Consider the following 18996-nt stretch of genomic DNA (forward strand, 5'->3'; position numbering starts at 1 on the left):
TTTTACTTTTTAGGAAAGGGTGTAGTTGGGATTTCTTTTCGAGCATATTGAAAGCGATCAATTAACTTGGGTAAACAATACCCGTCAAGTCCGTTCAAAGTCACAACATTTCCCTTATCTATTTGTAACCAACCATCTTTATGTTCTAATTCTTCGTTGAAAAATAAATGCTCTATAGAAGCAATTACGTGAATTGTATCGTTCTCTTTAATGTAATATTCATTTAAGTATTTACAATACAATTGAACGGGACTACCTTTAACAAATGGAATCTTTAATTCATTCTTATATTCTTCTTCCAAGTTTGTTTTATCAAATTCAGAAACTCCAAGATCATAATTAGCAGAGGTATGATGCGCATCTTCAATCATGTCAACGGTTATATGATTTACAGTAAAAAAACCAGTTTCTCTAATATTTTTATAGGTATCACGGGGAACAGTTGTAGGTCGCATAATGAAACCAATCATTGCGGGATTGCTGCCAAGATGGGTTACGCTGCTGAAAATTGCAACATTAGAATCTCCATCCACTGATTTTGTCGCTATAAGGTTAGCTGATTTATAGCCAGTGCAAGAATTGATCAAGTTTAATCTTTCGATTTTCTCCATTTGAGAAATATCATCTCTAGAAATGTGTTTCATAGTTCACGTAATTTAAAGCAAATATACTTTTTGTTTAATTAATTATAAAATATATTAAACAAAATTTAGCTGATTGTACAGAATTATTTAATTTTGTTTCTTTTTAATGATTTTAACATAATAGTTTAAAATCCTATATATTTGTTTTTCAATTTATTTACAGATGAAAATATTTAAAAAGATACTTGTCGCAGTACTGTCGCTGGTAGTTATTTCTGTTATTGTAGCTTTCATTTATGGCTTGTATTTGAAGCCAAAATACGAAGGAGAAGTGAAACTAAGCACGATTGAAAAGGAAACCAAAGTTTATTTTGATGAGTTTGGAGTACCTCATATTTATGCGTCAAATTCTAATGACGCAATGATTGCGTTAGGTTACGTTCACGCGCAAGATAGATTATGGCAAATGGAACTAATGCGAAGAATAGCGTCAGGAAGACTTTCAGAAATTCTTGGTTCGGTGACTTTAAAGAATGATCAATTCTTTGTTGGTTTGGGAATTGAAGAAGCTTCGGCAAAAGCGATTGCAGCTTTAGATAAAAAAAGTCCTGAGTACCAAATGACGATGTCCTATTTAGAAGGAATTAATCAGTATTTAGAGGAAGGAAAAACGCCTATTGAATTTAGTATATTAGGTGTAAAAAAAGAAAAATTTACTATCAAAGATGTATACAATATTTTTGGGTATATGTCTTTCAGCTTTGCGATTGGTCAAAAATCAGATCCTTTGATGACCGACATTCGAAATAAATATGGAATGGATTATCTCAAGGATTTTGGAATCGACGGTTCATTCAATACCACAAAAATTAGAAATGCAAAAGAAAAGTCGCAGCAATATACTCCTATTTCAAAAGCAGTTGCTTCGATTTTAGAAAAGTCTCCTATTTCACCATTTATAGGAAGTAATAGCTGGGTGATTGCTCCTAAGAAAACTAAAAATGGAAAAGTGATTTTTGCTAATGATCCTCATATTGGTTTTTCACAACCTGGAACTTGGTATGAAGCACATATCGTAACACCTGATTTTGAATTGTATGGATCTTATTTAGCGGGAACACCATTTCCTTTGTTAGGACACAACAGAAAATACGCTTACGGTCTAACAATGTTCGAAAATGATGATGTTGATATGTACCAGGAAGAGCAGAATCCAAACGATAATACTACTTATAAGACTCCAACAGGATTCAGTAAATATGAGGTTCGTAAAAAAGTTATAAAAGTTAAGGATTCAATCGATGTCGTTGTGAAAGTGAAATCGACGCGACACGGACCCGTGATGAATGACTTAATTGATGGATTAGACAAAAATAAACCGGTCGCGATGTCATGGATTTATACTCAGCAACCTATTCTTATTCTCGAAGCTGTTTACACACTTTCTCACGCTAAAAGTATTGCTAATTTTCAAAAAGGAGTATCTCTTATTGCTGCGCCTGGTTTAAACGTTATGTACGGAGACGCTGTAGGTAACGTTGCTTGGTGGGCTACTGGAAAATTATACAAACACAATGAAGGCGTGAATACTAATTTTGTTCTAGACGGCGCTAGCGGAAAAGAGGATATTGTTGAATACTTGGATTTCTCCAAAAACCCTTCAGCAGAAAATCCAACGTGGAATTACGTTTATTCTGCTAACAATCAACCTGAGGCTATCGATGGTTATAATTATCCGGGTTATTATCTTCCTGAAGATCGTGCAAAAAGAATCACCCAGCTATTAAAACCAAAATCAAATTGGGATAAGGCTTCCGTTGGAAAAATGATTTTTGATAATACATCTTCTGTAGCACCTAAAATGGTTAAAAATTTAATTTCGAATATTGATACTGTATCACTTACTGAAAATGAAAAGCAGGCACTTATGATATTAAAAAATTGGAAAGGATCAAATAACTTAAGTGATGTTGGTCCTACAATTTATAACAAATTGATTTATAATTATCTAAAAAACACATTTGAAGATGAGTTGGGAACTGAGAATTTTAAACAGTTTTTGACTACCCATGTTGTTAAGCAAATTATTGCAAATCAGATTAAGAATGAAAACTCGCTTTGGTGGGATGATGTAAATACTAAAGAAAGTAAAGAAACCAGAAGTCAAATTATATCTAAATCGTTCAAAGAGTCAATCGCTGCTCTAGAAAAACAATTAGGAAATAAAATAGATAAATGGACTTGGAACAAAGTACATACTTTAGAACATGAACATCCATTAGGAAAAGTTGCTGCCTTAAGAGGAATTTTTAATGTAGGACCTTACGAAGTTTCAGGATCGATGGAAGTGATCAATAATTTATTTTTTGATTTTACAGCTGATGGAAAGTATAAAGTAAAAGGCGGCCCATCGACTAGACGTGTTGTTGATTTCTCTGATATTGAAAATAGCTGGAGTATACTGCCCACTGGACAATCAGGAAATCCATTGAGTGCACATTATAACGATCAAGCCGAATTATATAATGCTGGTAAATTTAGACGAATGATGCTTAACAAAGATGAAATTGTAAGAACATCAAAAGAATTGGTTTTTAAACCCACTAAAAAGTAATAATTTTACAAACTGCGTCAATTAGTAATTGCGCTTAACTATTTAAAGTAAAGTAATGCAAAATATAAAAAAAATAGCGGTAGTAGGTTCTGGACTTGTCGGTTCTTTACTCGCTATTTATCTCCGTAAAGCTGGACATCAAGTTCATGTTTATGATCGCAGTCCCGATATTAGAAAAATACAATTTTCTGGTCGCTCGATTAATTTAGCAATGTCTAATCGCGGTTGGAAAGCTTTAGATGCAGTTGAAATAGGCGATGTAATACGTGAGATTGCAATTCCAATGGATAAACGAGCTATTCATCTTGTTGATAAACTTAATTTTCAAAATTACGGACAAGAAGGAGAATCGATTTATTCAATCTCTAGAGGAATATTGAACAGGAAAATGATTGATTTGGCAGAAGCCGCAGGAGCAGAATTCTTTTTCGAACAAAAAATTTGGGATGTTTCATTAGATGATGCAACACTTCATAGTGGTGAAACGGAACGTGGCGCTTGGGAAGATAAAAAATACGATCTTGTATTTGGTGCAGATGGTGCTTTTTCAAGAATTCGCCATCGCATGCAACGTCAAAGCATGTTTGATTATTCTCAAGAATTTCTGCCCATAGGTTACAAAGAATTAAACATTCCTGCAAATGCAGATGGAACACATAAGTTAGATAAAAATTCTTTTCATATTTGGCCAAGAGGCGAGTACATGCTTATTGCTTTACCTAATTTGGACGGCAGTTTTACTTGCACTTTGTTTATGCCATTTGAAGGTGAGAATTCTTTCCAATCATTAAACGATATTCCATCAGTTGAAGCTTTTTTCGAAAAAAATCTACCAGATACGATAGATGTAATTCCTAAGTTGACGGAAGATTTCTTCAATAATCCAACAAGCACATTGGTGACTATGAAATGTTTTCCATGGACTTATAAAGATAAAGTAGCGCTAATAGGCGATGCTAGTCATGCTATTGTTCCATTTTACGGACAAGGTATGAACGCAGGATTTGAAGATATAACGGTGCTTTATGAAATGATGGAAAAATACGGTGACGACTGGAAAACTGTTTTCTCAGAATATGAAAAGTCCCGCAAGCCAAACGCAGATGCTATAGCGGAACTTTCGTATCGTAATTTTTTAGAGATGAGTTCTAAAACTGCCGATGAAAACTTCCTATTACAGAAGAAAATCGAAAAATTATTTTCTGATAAATATCCAGAAAAATGGATTCCACTTTACAGTAGAGTAACCTTTAGTGATAGACCTTATGCCGAAGCTTTAGCGATAGGCGATTATCAAAATGAGATAATGGAAAAAGTTTTGAAAATGGATAATATAAACCAAATTTGGGATTCAGTAGAAGTTGAAAATAAAATTCTTGAATTATTGAAATAGAAAAAGGGCGCTAAATATTTAGAGCCCTTTTCATTTTATTTTACTTTTGTTGCTGATTTTAATATTACTCTTAACGTACTGTCGTTGTTAAAATAGCTAAACATCCAGTTGATGAATATTGACAACTTGTTTTTTACGCTTAGTATCAACATCAAGTGAATAAACATCCATGTAAACCATGCCAATCTACCTTGAAAACTAAATTTAGGTAAATCCACTACAGCTTTTCGTTTCCCAACGGTTGCCATTGATCCTTTGTCGTGATATTCGTATTCAACTCTAGTTTTGTTTTTTAAACTGCGTTTAAAGTTATCTGCTAAAACTTTAGCTTGTTCAATCGCAACACTTGCAACTTGTGGATGTCCATTAGCATATTTTGGAGTAGTCATAAATGAAATGTCGCCTAAGGCATAAACGCTATTTAGGTTTTCAATCTCGCTAAATCTATTAACTATTAGGCGATTTCCCCTTGTAACGCAATCAGCTGGAATTCCTTGTAACATGTGTCCAACAATTCCTGCTGCCCAAACTACGTTGGTTGATGCTATGATTTCGCCACTTTGTAACGTAACAATTTTACCATTATATTTACTTACTATCGAACTGGTTTTTACAATCACTCCTAATTCCTCGAGATACTTTCGCGACATTTTTTGAGAGTCGCTGCTCATAGGATTTAAAACATTAGGAGATCCTTCGAGCAAGTAAATAGTTAATTTTGAAAAATCTTTATCTGGGTAATCTTTAGGAAGAATATTTTTTTTCATTTCAGCTAAAGCACCTGCAAGTTCTACTCCCGTTGGTCCTCCTCCCACAACTACAAAATTCATTAAAGCTTGCATATCTTCTTCAGGTGCCATTAAAGCATCTTCAAAAGTTTGCAAGATGTGATTTCGTAATTGAATTGCCTCCGGAACTGATTTCATTGGATAAGCAAATTTTTCAATTTCAGCGTTTCCAAAATAGTTTGTCGTACAACCAAATGCTACAACAAGATGATCGTAATCAAAATCAGCTATAGAAGTTTTAAGCGTTTTATTCTCTGTATCAACACTCAGAACATCTGCTATTCTTATTCGTATATTTTTTGAATGCTGAAAAACTTTTCGCAGTGGAAATGAAATACTAGCAGGTTCAAGTCTAGCCGTAGCTACTTGATACATGAGAGGTTGGAATTGATGATAATTGTTTTTATCGATTAACAATACATCAAAGTCACTATTCTCTAAGTCTTGTGCTAAACGCAATCCTGCGAATCCAGCTCCTATAATTATTATTTTTTTTTGAATTTTCATGCATTTTTTATTGATAAGGATAAAGATACCGTTTTTTATAATCTTTAGTCCTCCCTATTAACTTTTTCTATGGAAAATGCTGGTGTGCAAATAGCAATGTACTCACAGGTTTCTTCAAATGGATTTGAATATTGTACTCTTGTGTTTTTATTAATTTTGATGGATTGACCGGCTTCTAAAATCACCGTTTCGTCATCTATAATAAATTGTTTTTTCCCTTTTATAATATAGGTATATTCATCAAATTCAGGAGTTTGGAATGGTTCTTTCCAATGAGGAGGTGCTACCATATGCGCTATTGAAATGTCATTATTATTAGTTGCTACTTTTCCATGATGCTCTTCGATTAATTTACCATCAGTGGTAGGGAAGACAAAAGGTGATTTCTGAATAAAATACTTTTTCATATCTAGTTGTTTGTAGAAAAAATCCCTTTTTAAAGGAATTCTAAAAAGGGGTTATGAATTTTATTTTTTAAACATTTTATTTAAGACTCCAAACGCTCCTCTGATAAATGTAGCGCTTGTAAGAACTTTTAAAACTGTTTTACCTACTACTGCAGCTGTACTAGGTTCCTGAGTTTGTTTTTTTTCTACTTGCTTTTTCTCCACTACTACTTCTTCCGCAGACGCTATTTTTTTATTAAGCATTTCATAAGCACTTTCACGGTCAATCAGCTCGCTGTATTTTTTTACTAGTTTTGAGCCGCTATTAATTTCTTGAATTTCACTTTCTGTTAGAACGTCCATTCTACTCATTGGTGCACGCATCATCGTAGCCGCGAGAGGTGTTGGGATTCCTTTTTCGTTCAGTGCTGTAACTAGCGCTTCTCCTATCCCTAGACTTGTTAATACCTCGTCGGTTTTATAATAGCTTGAAGTAGGGTAGTTATCTGCAGTTTGTTTGATTGCTTTTCTATCGTTAGCTGTAAAAGCTCTTAAAGCATGTTGGATTTTTAAACCTAATTGTGCCAAAACGCCACTTGGAATATCCATTGGATTTTGTGTAATAAAATAAATTCCAATTCCCTTAGAACGTATTAGCTTGACTATTGTTTCAATTTGTTCCAATAAAACTTTGCTTGCTTCGTTGAAAATTAAATGCGCTTCATCAATAAAAATCACTAACTCTGGTTGGTCAGAATCTCCTTTTTCTGGCATTTGTTGGTAAATTTCAGCTAATAAACTTAACATAAAAGTCGAGAACAACTTTGGTTTATCTTGAATGTCAGTCAGCCTTATAATGCTCACATAGCCTTTACCAGTTTTATCAATTCGCATTAAATCATCAATATCAAAAGACATTTCGCCAAAAAACAAATCGGCACCTTGCTGCTCAAGTTCAATAATTTTTCGCAAAATAGTTCCTGTAGTAGAGGTCGATATTTTTCCGTAATGCTGTTCAATTTCGCTCTTGCCTTCTTCAGTAATATAATTAATTACTTTTTTAATGTCTTTAAGATCTAAAAGAGGCATTTGGTTATCATCACAATATTTAAATATAACGGAAATTACTCCTGATTGTGTGTCATTTAAGTTTAAAATTCGCGAAAACAATACGGGTCCAAATTCTGATATTGTAGCACGCAAACGAACACCATTTTGTTCTGAAAGTGTTAATAGCTCAACAGGGAATTTTGCTGTCGTATAGGGAATGTTTATCTTTTCATGGCGATCAGTTATAAAAGGTTTTTCTTCACCTTCTTTTGCAATACCACTAAAATCACCTTTGATGTCCATCATTAAAACGGGTATTCCAAAACTGGATAATTGTTCAGACAGAACTTGAATTGTTTTTGTTTTTCCTGTACCTGTAGCCCCTGCGATTAACCCGTGACGATTCAATGTTTTTAGTGGAACTTTTACGTGTGCATCTTGCAAAGCTTCACCATCTAATATAGCGCCACCTAAAATAATGCTCTCGCCTTTAAAATTGTATCCTTCTGAAATATGTTTAACGAAATCCTCTTTTCTACTCATAATCAATTTATTTAAATCAAACGCAAGTTATTATATTTTTTTAAAAGTAACAATTTTAGTGCATACTGCAGTTTTCCTGCTTTTATACTGTTAATATCGCAAATTAATACTTTACTTACTTAAGTGGTTGTTATTGAAAATTCATACATTTTATTCACAAAAAATTACATTATTTTTGGTGAAATCGTTGATTTATCTGCATATATTGATATAAATGCAATCAAGAAACAGTCAAAAACGTTTTTAAAATAAATTTAATTACAATAAAATAAAAAAAAGTTTTTTTATTTGAACTAAAAATATAAATTTGCTCCACTACAAGTTTAATATAACTAAGAGAATTTATTTAAAACTATTAAAATTAAAAAAAATGGCAAACGTTAAAAAAGAAAAAAGCACAAACGGTGGAGGAATGGTTTCAGGAATCATTATTGTTGCTTGTGTATTAGTTGGGGTATTGATTTGGAAATTTGTAATGGGAGCTCCAGCGAATTTTGAAGGTGGAAATCCAGAAACTGGACATCCATTGAATACTTTAGGTCAAGTTTATCATGGAGGTGCGATTGTTCCAATATTATTAGGAATGTTATTAATGGTTCTTGTTTTTTCTATCGAAAGATATGCAGTTATATCTAAAGCAGCTGGTAAAACTAAACTAGACACTTTTATGACTAAGATACAAGCAAGTATCAAAGCAGGTCAAATTGAAGAAGCTATCGAATCTTGTGACAAACAACAAGGATCAGTTGCAAATGCAATTAAATCAGCTTTAATTAAATATCAAGAAGTTAAAAAAGAAGGATTCAATAGTGAAGAAGCATCAGAAACTATTCACAAAGAAATTGAAGAAGCTACTTCTCTTGAAATGCCAATGTTACAAAAGAACATGACAATTATTTCGTCTTTAGTTTCTTTAGGTACACTTATTGGTTTGTTAGGAACAGTATCAGGTATGATTAAAGCGTTTGGTGCATTAGCATCTGCTGGAACTCCGGATCAAGCTGCTCTTGCAAGTGGTATTTCTGAAGCACTTATTAATACTGCAACAGGTATTGGTACTTCAGCTGTAGCAATTATCTCTTATAACTTCTTTACATCTAAAATTGATGATTTAACATACTCTATCGATGAGGCTGCTGTATCAATTGTAAGTACTTACAGAAGATTCAGAGGTAGTTTGAAGCAATAATTATGTTGATATTTATATCAAATAAAAAATAAAAAAAGAATGGCTAAAATAAAAATAAATAAAAATCCGGGCTCTACAGATATGACAGCAATGTGTGATGTAGCATTCCTTTTGCTTACATTCTTTGTAATGACTTCAACAGCTAAGATTCCTGAAGCTTTGCCTGTAGATACTCCTTCTTCAACAGTTCAGACTAAATTGCCTGAAACTGATTTAGCTACATTAACTGTAGGTAAAGGAAAGATATTCTTTGATTTGAAAGGGAAAGAAGTTCGTGTTAGAACGTTAGAGTTAATGGCGGAGAAATACGGCGTAACTTTTACTGATGACGACAAGAGTACGTTTTCAAGAATGGATGATTTTGGTGTGCCAATTCTAAATCTAAAGCAGATTATTGAAATGAAAGCAGCTGATAGAAGTAAAGCAGGGCAACCTGGTATTCCAGCTGATTCACTTGATAATCAATTGAAAGAATGGGTATATAACGCTCGTATTGCAAATATCGAAATTAACGATAAAGAATTGCAAGTTGCTATAAAAGGTGACGCAAAAGAAGAATATCCAGCTATTAAAAGAGTGATGGATATTTTACAAGAGCAAAAAATCAATAGCTTTAGTTTAGTTACTGGTTTAAGAGGAAAAGATTTTTAATAAAAAAAACACACTAAAATGGCTGAATTAAATACCGGCGACGGTGGAGGCAAAAAAGGTGGTAAAGTAAGAAGTCAAAAATTAAATGCAAAAGTTGATTTAACTGCCATGGTGGATTTGGCTTTCTTATTAATAACATTTTTCATGCTAACCACGACGTTGTCAAAACCTCAATCGATGAGCTTGGGGTTGCCAGATAAAGATCCCACAAAAGATAATGTGGATATGAAAGTTGACGAAAACCGTACAATGACAATTTTGTTAGGTGCGGATAATAAGTTAGTTTATTATGTGGGTCTATTGGCTACTCCAATTGGAGGGCCTAAAGATTTGGCTTTTGGAAGAGATGGTATTCGTAAAGAATTGTTGTCTAGACAGAAGTCTGTTTTGGCATATTCCGCAGCTTTAGGTAAACCGAAAAACGGACTTATTGTAATTATCAAACCAAGTAAGAAGTCAAACTATAAAAATTTGATTGACATACTTGATGAAATGGCAATTGTTGGGGTTGGAGATTTTGGTAACTACGCTATCGTTCCAGAATTTTCTCCAGAAGAACAGAAATTGTTAGAAGGAAAAAAAGAGTAATCTTAATTCCCCAATAACCTAATAATTAAGAAAAATGAAATTAGACATATTAAAAAACCAATGGCTTGATATCGTATTCGAAGGACGTAACAAATCTTACGGTGCTTATGAGTTGAGACAGACAAACAGAAAAACTACTATAAAAGCCCTTATCATTGGAGCTATTGTATTTAGTGTTGCTGTTGCTGCGCCTCTAATCATAAACATGTTGCCTCAAAACGAAGAAGTAGAAATTGATAGAGATATCAAGATCACTGCGATAAAACTACCTCCAAAGAAAGAGGAGCCAAAATTGAACGTTCCACCACCACCACCACCACCACCAAAAGTGGATCAGGTAAAGTTTGTTAAGCCAGTTGTGGCAAAAGCAAATGAGGTAACAGAAGAACCGCCAAAAATTATCGAAGTAAAAGATAAAAAAATTGGAGCTGAAACTATCAAAGGTGACCCTGATGCGGTTTTAACTGTTCAACCAGTTGGAACAGGTACTGCAGCTGTTGTAGAAGAGGTAGATAACCAAATTTATAATACAGCAGGTATTGAGGTTAAACCTGATTTTCCAGGTGGAATTGATAAGTTCTACAAATTTGTAGGTAACAACTATCAGACTCCAGAGGAAGAAGGTTTAAAAGGAAAAGTATATGTAACTTTTGTAGTTGAAAAAGACGGTTCATTAACAGATATTAAAGTAATTAGAGATATCGGTTACGGAACTGGAAAAGAAGCTATCCGTGTTCTGAAGAAATGTCCAAAATGGACACCAGGTGAGCAAAACGGTAAAAAGGTTAGAGTACTTTATTCACTACCTATTACGATTCAATCTGCAGACTAATGTTAGATAACATACTAGATAATATTAAGAAGAAATCGCTTAAAGAGCGATTTCTTCTTGTTTTAGGAATTTTGTTTTTTCTGCTCTATTTGGTTTTAGGATTATTCATTATATTTATGGACAATTTTCCACTCGATATGAGTTTACCTTATAGAATAGCTTTTGGAGTAATACTTATTGCTTATGCCTCTTTTAGGTTTTTTAGAATAATTAACGACACAAACACTTAGATAATGAAGAATTTTGGTAAACTTTCGTATTTTGCTGTTTTAATACTAATTGTAATAATTACGGCTTGTAATCAAAAGAACAAATCCAAAAATCAGGAAACCGTTATAAAAGGATCAGCAACGATTTATGTTGATGAAACTTTGGCTCCGATCATTGAAGATCAAGTTGTAATTTTCGAAAACAACTATGACGCTAATATAAAATTAGTTTCAAAGTCCGAAGCAGAAACTCTTAACTCTCTGTTTAACGAAAAAGCCAGTATTGCAATTCTAACGAGAAATTTAACTGCTGAAGAGCTTAAAATTTTTCAACAACGTAAAATTAATCCGAAAGTAACTCCCATAGCTACTGACGCGATAGCATTTATATCCAGGAATACTGCTAAGGATTCTATTATTGCCTTAAAAGATGTAATAAGCTTTATGCAAGGAAAAGACGTGGCGAATATTAAAGGTCTAGTTTTTGATAATTTGAATTCTAGTACTGTTCGTTATATGAAAGAATTAGCTGTTGTTAGTGCAGTTCCTCAAAAAGGAGTTTTCTCATTTAAAACTAATGATGAAGTGATAAAATATGTTTCTGAGAATGATAATATGATTGGTGTAGTTGGTGTTAATTGGTTGTCACAACCTTCAGCTGCGACGGAAAAAAATATTCAAAATGTTACTATATTAAGAGTGGTCGGTCTTGCTGACGATAAATCGTATCTTCCTTCACAAAACGATATTGCAGAAAAAAAATACCCTTTGGCACGTGATTTGTATATAATAAACTGTCAAGGTTATTCAGGTTTAGGAATGGGGTTCGCCTCATTTGTGGCTGGAGATATTGGACAAAGAATAATTTTAAAATCAGGTTTACTACCAATTAGGATGCCGGGACGAAAAATTACGATAAAGACAAAATCAATTAATGATGAAAAATAAATTAACTATAATGAACATGAATAAATTTACAACTTTTAGTGTTGCGATATTAGCTTCAACTTTTACAATCCAAGCGCAAGACATCAATCAAGCTAAAAAAGCAATTGATGCTGAGCAGTTCGAGACTGCAAAAACAATGTTAAAGTCTATCATAAAAGATAAACCTTCTAATGGTGCGGCATTTTTTACATTAGGGAATGTATATTTAACACAAAATGTGCAGGATTCAGCTAAGATTTATTTTGACAGAGGATTGACTGCTTCTGATGAAGGTAAGTTGAATTATATAGGTTTAGGTCAGATGGATTTAGATAAAAGCGATCTTACTTCTGCTCAGTCTAAATTTGCAATGGCTACTAAAGATATGAGAAAGAAAGACTTTCAAGAATATATCTATGTTGCGAGAGCGTATATGAATGCTGATAAACCAGATTATAAAACTGCAATTACTACTTTAAATAAGGGCGTTGCATATAATGCTCAAGATGCACAACTTCAATTAGCTTTAGGAGATGCTTATTATGGTGACTCTAAACAAAACGAAGCGTATGTTGCTTATAGAAATGCTTTTCAAGCTGACAATTCTTTATTGAGAGCTAAAATGCAATTAGGTGTTTTATTAAAAGGAGCTAAGTCTTATGATGAAGCGTTGAAAGCCTACAATGAAGTTATTGCATTAAATCCTAATTATGGACCAGTTTATAGAGAGCTTGCTGAAACGTATTATAAAATAGCACGTAATAAGCCATCTCAAGCTGCTGCTAATTATAAAATTGCAATGGGACATTATGATAAATACATGTCATTAACAGATTATTCAATTCATTCAAGAATGCGTCGTGCAGATTTTTTAATCTTAATTGAAGATTATGTTGCACTTGAAGCTGAAGCAAATAAAATGATTGAATTAGACAAAGTTAATCCTAGAATTTATAGATATTTAGGATATGCTGCGTACAAAAATGGAAACGTTGATGTTGCTATTAAATCTTTAGAAAATTTTATCACAGCACCAGGAAATAAAGCAATTGCATTAGATTACTTGTACTTAGGTTTGACAAAAATCAAAAAAGGAACAAGTGCGGATGAACTTACTATTGAACCAGCTGCTTTTGAAGCAGGAATGGTAGATATTAAGAAATCAATTGAGATGGAACCTCTAGCAGTTCAAGAATTAAGTGAAGTAGGTAAAAAATTGTTTGGACAAAAACTATATAGTGAAGCTGCAGCAATATTTGAATTTGGAGCTAACACTGCAGAATCTACAAGTTACTTAGATGATAATGTGTACTATGGTTTAGCGATATACTATGCAAACATAAACAAAGCAAAAGGCGTTCAGGTTGATGCTGTAGCATTGCAAAAAGCTGATGCTGCTTTTGATAAAGTTTTAGTAGCATCACCGACTTACCTTGAGGCATATCTTTATAAAGCTAGAACAAATAGATTACTTGAAAAAGATGATTTAATGGTTAAGAACTATGAGGATTATGTAGCGAAAACTACTGAATTAGGAGCAGAAGAGTTAGCTAAGCCGGCTATCAAAACTAAAATTGTAGAATGTTATAATAATATGGCAGCTAGTTTTGCTAATACTGATAAGCCAAAAGCAATCGAGTATTTCAAAAAAACATTAGCATTAGATCCAGAAAACAGTTATGCTGCTGAGTCTATTAAAATTCTTAAATAATAAAAATTAAGTTTTTTACAATTACAAAACCGATGGTTATCAAACCATCGGTTTTTTTGTGGCTGATTTTGAGTACTTAAGTATGTATTTCTTCTTCGATTGTTTGTATTAAGTCTATGATTTATTAAATTAAGGTTTTTAAAGTTTATTATATTCCGAGTTAATTTCAAATTAACTCCTTTTCAAATTAACTATCTTTGCACTTTAAATTAAATAAATGTTATCAAAAGAAGTACAGTTAGAAGTTAATAAAGGAATGATGTTGCCTTTGATGGAAGAATTTTATACTATTCAAGGAGAAGGGTACCATACAGGAACAGCAGCATATTTTATAAGAATAGGTGGTTGCGATGTGGGTTGCCATTGGTGTGATGTTAAAGAAAGTTGGAATGCAGAATTACATCCTCCTACGGGAATTGATTTAATCGTAGCAAATGCTAGTAAATATTCGAAAACTATAGTTATTACGGGTGGAGAGCCATTGATGTGGGATATGACATTGCTTACACAAAAATTAAAGGATAAGAATTTGAATGTCCATATTGAGACTTCAGGAGCGTATCCGCTATCTGGTACATGGGATTGGATTTGTCTTTCGCCAAAGAAAAATAAGTTACCTACAGATACGATTTATGATAATGCACACGAGCTAAAAGTAATTATTCATAATAAGCATGATTTTATCTTTGCAGAGGAACAAGCAGAAAAAGTGAATCCAAATGCAATATTATTTCTTCAACCTGAGTGGAGTAAGAATGACGAAATGACACCGTTAATAGTTGAATACGTAATGAAAAAGCCAAAGTGGAGAGTCTCATTGCAGACACATAAATATCTTAATATTCCTTAAAAAAGTTTATATTTGGACTTCTAAAACCAAACCAAATGAAAAAAATAGTAATAGCAGCAGCATTTATGTTTGTCGCAAATATAGCAGCAGCCCAAGATTCTTTCAAAGCTGATGCTTTAAAAGTAATTGAGATATCTGGCGCCGCTGGTCCAATGCAAATGGCAAAGGAGCAAATTATGCAAAATATACCAGAAGCGAATAAGATTGAATTCTCTAAAGATTTTGACGCGAGTTTACCTTCTTTGTATGAAAAACTAGCCGTGATTTATATGGAAACCTATACTCAGGACGATATTAAAGAAATGCTCAAATTTTATAATTCACCTCTAGGTAAGAAAATATCAAATTCTACAGGAGAACTTTATAAGAAATCTACTGCTGCGGGCCAAGAATGGGGAGCAGGTTTACAAGGTATGATGATGAAATATATGAAATAGTAACTACAGTTTACATAAGAGCCCAAATTCTAAATTTGGGCTTTTTTGTATAATATGTTTTTCTTTTGAAGAAATTTAAATAGAGATTTTTGCCAAGTAATCATAATGCTCACCTTCTTGAATTAATTCACATTTTAATCCATTAGCTAAAGCTGCATTTTGCAAAGTATTGTAATCGAGATAAAGCCATGGAAAGGGATTTTCTTTTTCTCCCTTGTAACTTACTGTAAATTCCAATTCCCCATAATAACCTTCTGCAGGAATTGAGTATGCACCTTCTTCATCTTCGTCAAACATATAGATGATATCTGAACTGTCAATTAAAATTTGGCCTTGTGGATTTAAGAGACCTTTTAATTTCTGTAAGTACTTTGTAGTATCTTTAAGTGTCCCAAATATCCCAGTTCCATTCATTAACAATAGGATTGTGTCATATTTACTTGCTGAATCACTAGAGTCTAAGTCAAGTACATTTTGCACTTTCGTATTTTTAACACCTCTTAATTTGCATGCATTTATAGCGTATTCTGATATATCAATGGCTAAAACTTCTAAGTTTTTTTCGTTTTGCAAATACAAACTATGACTTCCTGCGCCACATCCAACGTCTAGGATTTTTCCTTTTGATAATTGAAGTGCCTTCTGTTCTAAAATTGGCATCTCATCGTATGAGCGAAATAGATAAGACACAGACATCTCATCTTCTTCAGAAATTGTAGTCTCCGTTATTAAGTCTTCAGGAAAATTATTTGTTTGATAGTCGAGAATGGCTTTGCCAAATAGATCTTTCATCTTTTAATTTCGAGGAATGAAAAAATATTATCCTCTTTATTTGTTATTATTTTATTTTTCGAACTTGAAGTCGTTACTTTTGTACCGTCAACTTTAATATAAAAAATTGAAACCTACTTTAAACGAATTACCTAAAGAAGCCAAAGATAAGCATATCGAAAACAAAAAGTATTTTGATAAGCTGAAAAAAAAGGCGCCTAAGAATCTAGATTATATAATGCAAGATTTACATGATGCTGAGTTTAAAAAAACGGATTGTTTAAAATGTGCTAATTGTTGTAAAACAACAGGTCCATTATTTACTTCTGCTGATATTGAGCGGGTATCAAAACATTTACGACAAAAACCCCAGCAATTTATTGAGCAGTATTTACGTATTGATGAAGATCAGGATTATGTATTGCAATCTGTACCTTGTTCTTTTTTAGATAATGAAAATGCTTGTTTTATATACGACGTAAGACCAAAAGCATGTCGTGAGTTCCCTCACACAGATAGAAAAAAGTTTCAACAAATTACAGATCTTACTTTGAAAAACGTAGCAATCTGTCCCGCGGCTTTCAATATAGTTGAGGAAATGAAAAAGAAACTTCCTTTATAGGATTATAAATCGTCTTTAAAATTCCATTGAAAGCTTTTACTTTCTATCAAAAGCAGAACTTAATAAATTTTATTTTAAGTCCATTAGTATAGTTCGTGTTTTAGCAGTATTTTTGACAAAAGTGCTATATTTTCGCTCCTAATTTTAATCAGATACAAATCCAACCTTGAATTTAGAATACTTTATTGCTAAAAGGCTAATTACAGCTAAGGATTATAAAAGCAGTATATCTGCACCTATTATAAAAATCGCAATATCTGCTATTGCTATTGGTATGATAATGATGATTGTTTCTGTAGCAACTGGTATAGGATTGCAGCAGAAAATCCGTGAGAAGATTTCAGCCTTCAATGGTCATATCATCATTTCAAACTACGACAATAACTTATCAGAAGTTACACTAGTTCCTATTTCTAAGAAACAAAATTTTTATCCTAAGTTCACTTCTGTCAAAGGTGTGAATCATGTTCAGGCAATTGCGACTAAAGCGGGGATTATAAGAACAGAGACTGCCTTCGAGGGAATAATTCTTAAAGGAGTGGGTAAGGATTACCAGTGGAAAAATATAAATGAATATTTGATTTCAGGAAAACTGCCTGATTTTTCGCAGGATTTAAATCAAGAAGTTGTAATTTCTCAATTCCTTGCAAATAGGTTAAATCTAAAAGTCGGTGATTCTTTCAATACCTTCTTTATTAAGGAAGAGCAAAATAAACTGCCTATCAGTCGACGATTTAAAATAACGGGAATATTTAATTCAGGATTTCAAGAATTTGATGCTACTTATGTAATAGGCGATATCAGGCACTTGCAACGCATTAATAAATGGGGTCCCGACCAAGTTGGAGCATTTGAAGTCTTTGTTGATGACTTTGATCAGATACAAGAAGTAGGTGAAAAAGTCTATCAAGAAACTTCCTCAACTCTCGATACAAAAACAATAATTGAAAAATACAGCTATATTTTTGAGTGGCTAGAGCTATTTGACTTTAATATCATCGTAATTCTGGTTGTAATGATTTTAGTTGCTACTATTAATATGGTGGTCGCACTGCTAGTTCTTATATTAGAGCGAACACAAATGATAGGAATATTGAAAGCTCTCGGTGCGGATAACTGGTCTGTTCGAAAAATATTTCTTTACAATGCATTGTACTTAATAGTGAGAGGTCTTTTCTGGGGGAATCTCATTGGAATCTCGTTATTATTGGTGCAGCAATATTTCGGACTCATAAAGTTAAATCCCGAAAATTACTATGTTAACGAGGCGCCAGTCTATTTGAATTGGGGTTATATAGGTTTGCTAAATTTACTTACCGTAACTATTTGCTTTTTAGTTTTACTAATCCCCTCTTATATAATCACTAAGATTTCACCTGTAAAAGCAATCCGTTTCGATTAGATTTTCTTTTGGGCGTTACCCTTTATATAAAAAGAGCCTGTTACCTTTTGGGGTAACAGGCTCTTTTTATATAAGGGGTCGGGCTATTCGCTTTAAGTCCTCGCAAAGTTTCTTTTCACTTCACTTTGCTGTGGGCTATCCGCTGCTATCCTTAACGAGGACTAGAATTAGAATGATGACTTTTTAATACTCCTATATATAATGTATAACATAAGTGTGGAGATATTTAATTTAGTGATGAACTGTAAACACGCTAAAGCAATGTAGAATTGCATTTAAAGCGCGATCATTCTTCGTGATAGGTTAGTTGAGTCTATATCTCGTACTTGTTATTAGCGTAAAAGTAGAGCGATGATAAAAAATTATAGAGCCAAAGTTCGTATTTACAGTGAGTTAAAAACAATCTTCAACAAATCTTAAAAAAACTCACAAAAAAAGCTTGTATAACGGTATAAACGTTGTAGTTTTGCACCCGCATCAGCGCAGACGTTCTTACTTAATTAATGGAAATCGAATCAAAACTAAGGCGAAAGTTTTAGAAAAAAGATTTGGCAGAAATAAAAGAAGTAATTACATTTGCCGCCCCTAACGGGGAGCAAGTTCTTAGACAGATTGAGCAGGTAGGTAAGTTGAGAGATCGAATTATCACTTGAAAAGCGGAGAAAATTTATTTTCTAAAAACTTTTCAAAAAGCCTTGTGAGATTTAAAAAGAGGTTGTACTTTTGCACCCGCCTTGAGAGACACATTATATGTGTTAATTGAGACGAGAAACTGAAATAAATTCAGTTTAAAAAATTAAGAAGAACACGTTCCTAGACATATTGAATTGACAGCCGTTTTAACAGAGATGTTAGAACAAAAGAATAAGAGTAATAGAATTGAGAGATTTGAAAAAACCGATAGAATTGGAGTCGCATAATAACTAGCTTAGATTTTATTTA

Annotated in this window: 18 protein-coding genes; 13 read left to right on the plus strand and 5 right to left on the minus strand. The window is 33.0% G+C overall.

Features of this window, described 5'->3' with window-relative positions; translation table 11 throughout:
- Positions 1–2: 2 nt before the first annotated feature.
- Positions 3–644: a flavin reductase family protein gene (locus BC961_RS06700; RefSeq protein WP_121925068.1), complete on the minus strand. Its 642-nt coding sequence runs from the start codon at positions 642–644 to the stop codon at positions 3–5.
- A gap of 163 nt (positions 645–807) precedes the next feature.
- Here BC961_RS06700 and BC961_RS06705 point away from each other — a divergent pair, with 163 nt between their 5' ends.
- On the plus strand, positions 808–3198 hold the full coding sequence (locus BC961_RS06705; RefSeq protein ID WP_121925069.1) for a penicillin acylase family protein: 2391 nt from the start codon (positions 808–810) through the stop codon (positions 3196–3198).
- Between the two features lie 55 nt (positions 3199–3253).
- On the plus strand, positions 3254–4591 hold the full coding sequence (locus tag BC961_RS06710; RefSeq protein WP_121925070.1) for an FAD-dependent oxidoreductase: 1338 nt from the start codon (positions 3254–3256) through the stop codon (positions 4589–4591).
- 35 nt (positions 4592–4626) lie between these two features.
- Here the strand turns inward: BC961_RS06710 and BC961_RS06715 are convergent, their stop codons facing one another.
- The 3 genes from BC961_RS06715 to BC961_RS06725 are packed head-to-tail and all read right to left on the minus strand — an operon-like array spanning position 4627 to position 7865.
- On the minus strand, positions 4627–5886 hold the full coding sequence (locus tag BC961_RS06715) for an NAD(P)/FAD-dependent oxidoreductase (protein ID WP_121925071.1): 1260 nt from the start codon (positions 5884–5886) through the stop codon (positions 4627–4629).
- A 44-nt stretch (positions 5887–5930) separates the two neighbouring features.
- Positions 5931–6293 (minus strand): cupin domain-containing protein, encoded by a 363-nt coding sequence (locus BC961_RS06720; protein WP_121925072.1) that lies wholly within the window; start codon positions 6291–6293, stop codon positions 5931–5933.
- A gap of 60 nt (positions 6294–6353) precedes the next feature.
- Positions 6354–7865 (minus strand): helicase HerA-like domain-containing protein, encoded by a 1512-nt coding sequence (locus BC961_RS06725; RefSeq protein WP_121925073.1) that lies wholly within the window; start codon positions 7863–7865, stop codon positions 6354–6356.
- A 370-nt stretch (positions 7866–8235) separates the two neighbouring features.
- Here BC961_RS06725 and BC961_RS06730 point away from each other — a divergent pair, with 370 nt between their 5' ends.
- The 9 genes from BC961_RS06730 to BC961_RS06770 all read left to right on the plus strand — a co-directional run bounded on the left by BC961_RS06730 (position 8236) and on the right by BC961_RS06770 (position 15259).
- A complete protein-coding gene (locus BC961_RS06730) occupies positions 8236–9054 on the plus strand; it encodes a MotA/TolQ/ExbB proton channel family protein (RefSeq protein ID WP_121925074.1) in 819 nt (272 codons plus the stop codon).
- Between the two features lie 39 nt (positions 9055–9093).
- The gene (locus BC961_RS06735; RefSeq protein ID WP_121925075.1) at positions 9094–9705 is read left to right on the plus strand and encodes an ExbD/TolR family protein; all 612 of its coding nucleotides are present in this window, start codon (positions 9094–9096) and stop codon (positions 9703–9705) included.
- Between the two features lie 18 nt (positions 9706–9723).
- Positions 9724–10293: an ExbD/TolR family protein gene (locus BC961_RS06740; protein ID WP_121925076.1), complete on the plus strand. Its 570-nt coding sequence runs from the start codon at positions 9724–9726 to the stop codon at positions 10291–10293.
- 34 nt (positions 10294–10327) lie between these two features.
- A complete protein-coding gene (locus tag BC961_RS06745; protein WP_121925077.1) occupies positions 10328–11125 on the plus strand; it encodes an energy transducer TonB in 798 nt (265 codons plus the stop codon).
- Positions 11125–11355 carry a hypothetical protein gene (locus BC961_RS06750; protein WP_121925078.1) on the plus strand — a complete coding sequence of 77 codons (231 nt, stop codon included), beginning with the start codon at positions 11125–11127 and terminating at the stop codon, positions 11353–11355. The genes BC961_RS06745 and BC961_RS06750 overlap by 1 nt, the downstream gene beginning before the upstream one ends.
- 3 nt (positions 11356–11358) lie before the next feature.
- Complete coding sequence (locus BC961_RS06755) at positions 11359–12282, plus strand: PstS family phosphate ABC transporter substrate-binding protein (protein WP_121925079.1); 924 nt, start codon at positions 11359–11361, stop codon at positions 12280–12282.
- A gap of 10 nt (positions 12283–12292) precedes the next feature.
- Positions 12293–13972 (plus strand): tetratricopeptide repeat protein, encoded by a 1680-nt coding sequence (locus BC961_RS06760; RefSeq protein ID WP_317126959.1) that lies wholly within the window; start codon positions 12293–12295, stop codon positions 13970–13972.
- A 217-nt stretch (positions 13973–14189) separates the two neighbouring features.
- Positions 14190–14822, plus strand: coding sequence for a 7-carboxy-7-deazaguanine synthase QueE (locus BC961_RS06765; protein WP_121925080.1), 633 nt, complete (start codon positions 14190–14192; stop codon positions 14820–14822).
- A gap of 35 nt (positions 14823–14857) precedes the next feature.
- The gene (locus BC961_RS06770; protein WP_121925081.1) at positions 14858–15259 is read left to right on the plus strand and encodes a DUF2059 domain-containing protein; all 402 of its coding nucleotides are present in this window, start codon (positions 14858–14860) and stop codon (positions 15257–15259) included.
- Between the two features lie 75 nt (positions 15260–15334).
- Here the strand turns inward: BC961_RS06770 and BC961_RS06775 are convergent, their stop codons facing one another.
- Positions 15335–16051, minus strand: a complete 717-nt coding sequence (locus BC961_RS06775; protein WP_121925082.1) for a class I SAM-dependent methyltransferase — start codon at positions 16049–16051, stop codon at positions 15335–15337.
- Positions 16052–16157: 106 nt separating this feature from the next.
- Here BC961_RS06775 and BC961_RS06780 point away from each other — a divergent pair, with 106 nt between their 5' ends.
- A complete protein-coding gene (locus BC961_RS06780; RefSeq protein WP_121925083.1) occupies positions 16158–16652 on the plus strand; it encodes a YkgJ family cysteine cluster protein in 495 nt (164 codons plus the stop codon).
- A 166-nt stretch (positions 16653–16818) separates the two neighbouring features.
- Positions 16819–18054 (plus strand): ABC transporter permease, encoded by a 1236-nt coding sequence (locus tag BC961_RS06785; RefSeq protein WP_121925084.1) that lies wholly within the window; start codon positions 16819–16821, stop codon positions 18052–18054.
- Positions 18055–18996 lie beyond the last annotated feature (942 nt).

The sequence above is a fragment of the Flavobacterium weaverense genome (assembly GCF_003688495.1).
GTDB lineage: Bacteria > Bacteroidota > Bacteroidia > Flavobacteriales > Flavobacteriaceae > Flavobacterium > Flavobacterium weaverense.

Excerpts from the sequence above, each read along its gene's own strand:
- BC961_RS06700 (WP_121925068.1), bottom strand. The coding sequence starts at position 644 with ATGAAACACATTTCTAGAGATGATATTTCTCAAATGGAGAAAATCGAA.
- BC961_RS06705 (WP_121925069.1), top strand. The coding sequence starts at position 808 with ATGAAAATATTTAAAAAGATACTTGTCGCAGTACTGTCGCTGGTAGTT.
- BC961_RS06710 (WP_121925070.1), top strand. The coding sequence starts at position 3,254 with ATGCAAAATATAAAAAAAATAGCGGTAGTAGGTTCTGGACTTGTCGGT.
- BC961_RS06715 (WP_121925071.1), bottom strand. The coding sequence starts at position 5,886 with ATGAAAATTCAAAAAAAAATAATAATTATAGGAGCTGGATTCGCAGGA.
- BC961_RS06720 (WP_121925072.1), bottom strand. The coding sequence starts at position 6,293 with ATGAAAAAGTATTTTATTCAGAAATCACCTTTTGTCTTCCCTACCACT.
- BC961_RS06725 (WP_121925073.1), bottom strand. The coding sequence starts at position 7,865 with ATGAGTAGAAAAGAGGATTTCGTTAAACATATTTCAGAAGGATACAAT.
- BC961_RS06730 (WP_121925074.1), top strand. The coding sequence starts at position 8,236 with ATGGCAAACGTTAAAAAAGAAAAAAGCACAAACGGTGGAGGAATGGTT.
- BC961_RS06735 (WP_121925075.1), top strand. The coding sequence starts at position 9,094 with ATGGCTAAAATAAAAATAAATAAAAATCCGGGCTCTACAGATATGACA.
- BC961_RS06740 (WP_121925076.1), top strand. The coding sequence starts at position 9,724 with ATGGCTGAATTAAATACCGGCGACGGTGGAGGCAAAAAAGGTGGTAAA.
- BC961_RS06745 (WP_121925077.1), top strand. The coding sequence starts at position 10,328 with ATGAAATTAGACATATTAAAAAACCAATGGCTTGATATCGTATTCGAA.
- BC961_RS06750 (WP_121925078.1), top strand. The coding sequence starts at position 11,125 with ATGTTAGATAACATACTAGATAATATTAAGAAGAAATCGCTTAAAGAG.
- BC961_RS06755 (WP_121925079.1), top strand. The coding sequence starts at position 11,359 with ATGAAGAATTTTGGTAAACTTTCGTATTTTGCTGTTTTAATACTAATT.
- BC961_RS06760 (WP_317126959.1), top strand. The coding sequence starts at position 12,293 with ATGAACATGAATAAATTTACAACTTTTAGTGTTGCGATATTAGCTTCA.
- BC961_RS06765 (WP_121925080.1), top strand. The coding sequence starts at position 14,190 with ATGTTATCAAAAGAAGTACAGTTAGAAGTTAATAAAGGAATGATGTTG.
- BC961_RS06770 (WP_121925081.1), top strand. The coding sequence starts at position 14,858 with ATGAAAAAAATAGTAATAGCAGCAGCATTTATGTTTGTCGCAAATATA.
- BC961_RS06775 (WP_121925082.1), bottom strand. The coding sequence starts at position 16,051 with ATGAAAGATCTATTTGGCAAAGCCATTCTCGACTATCAAACAAATAAT.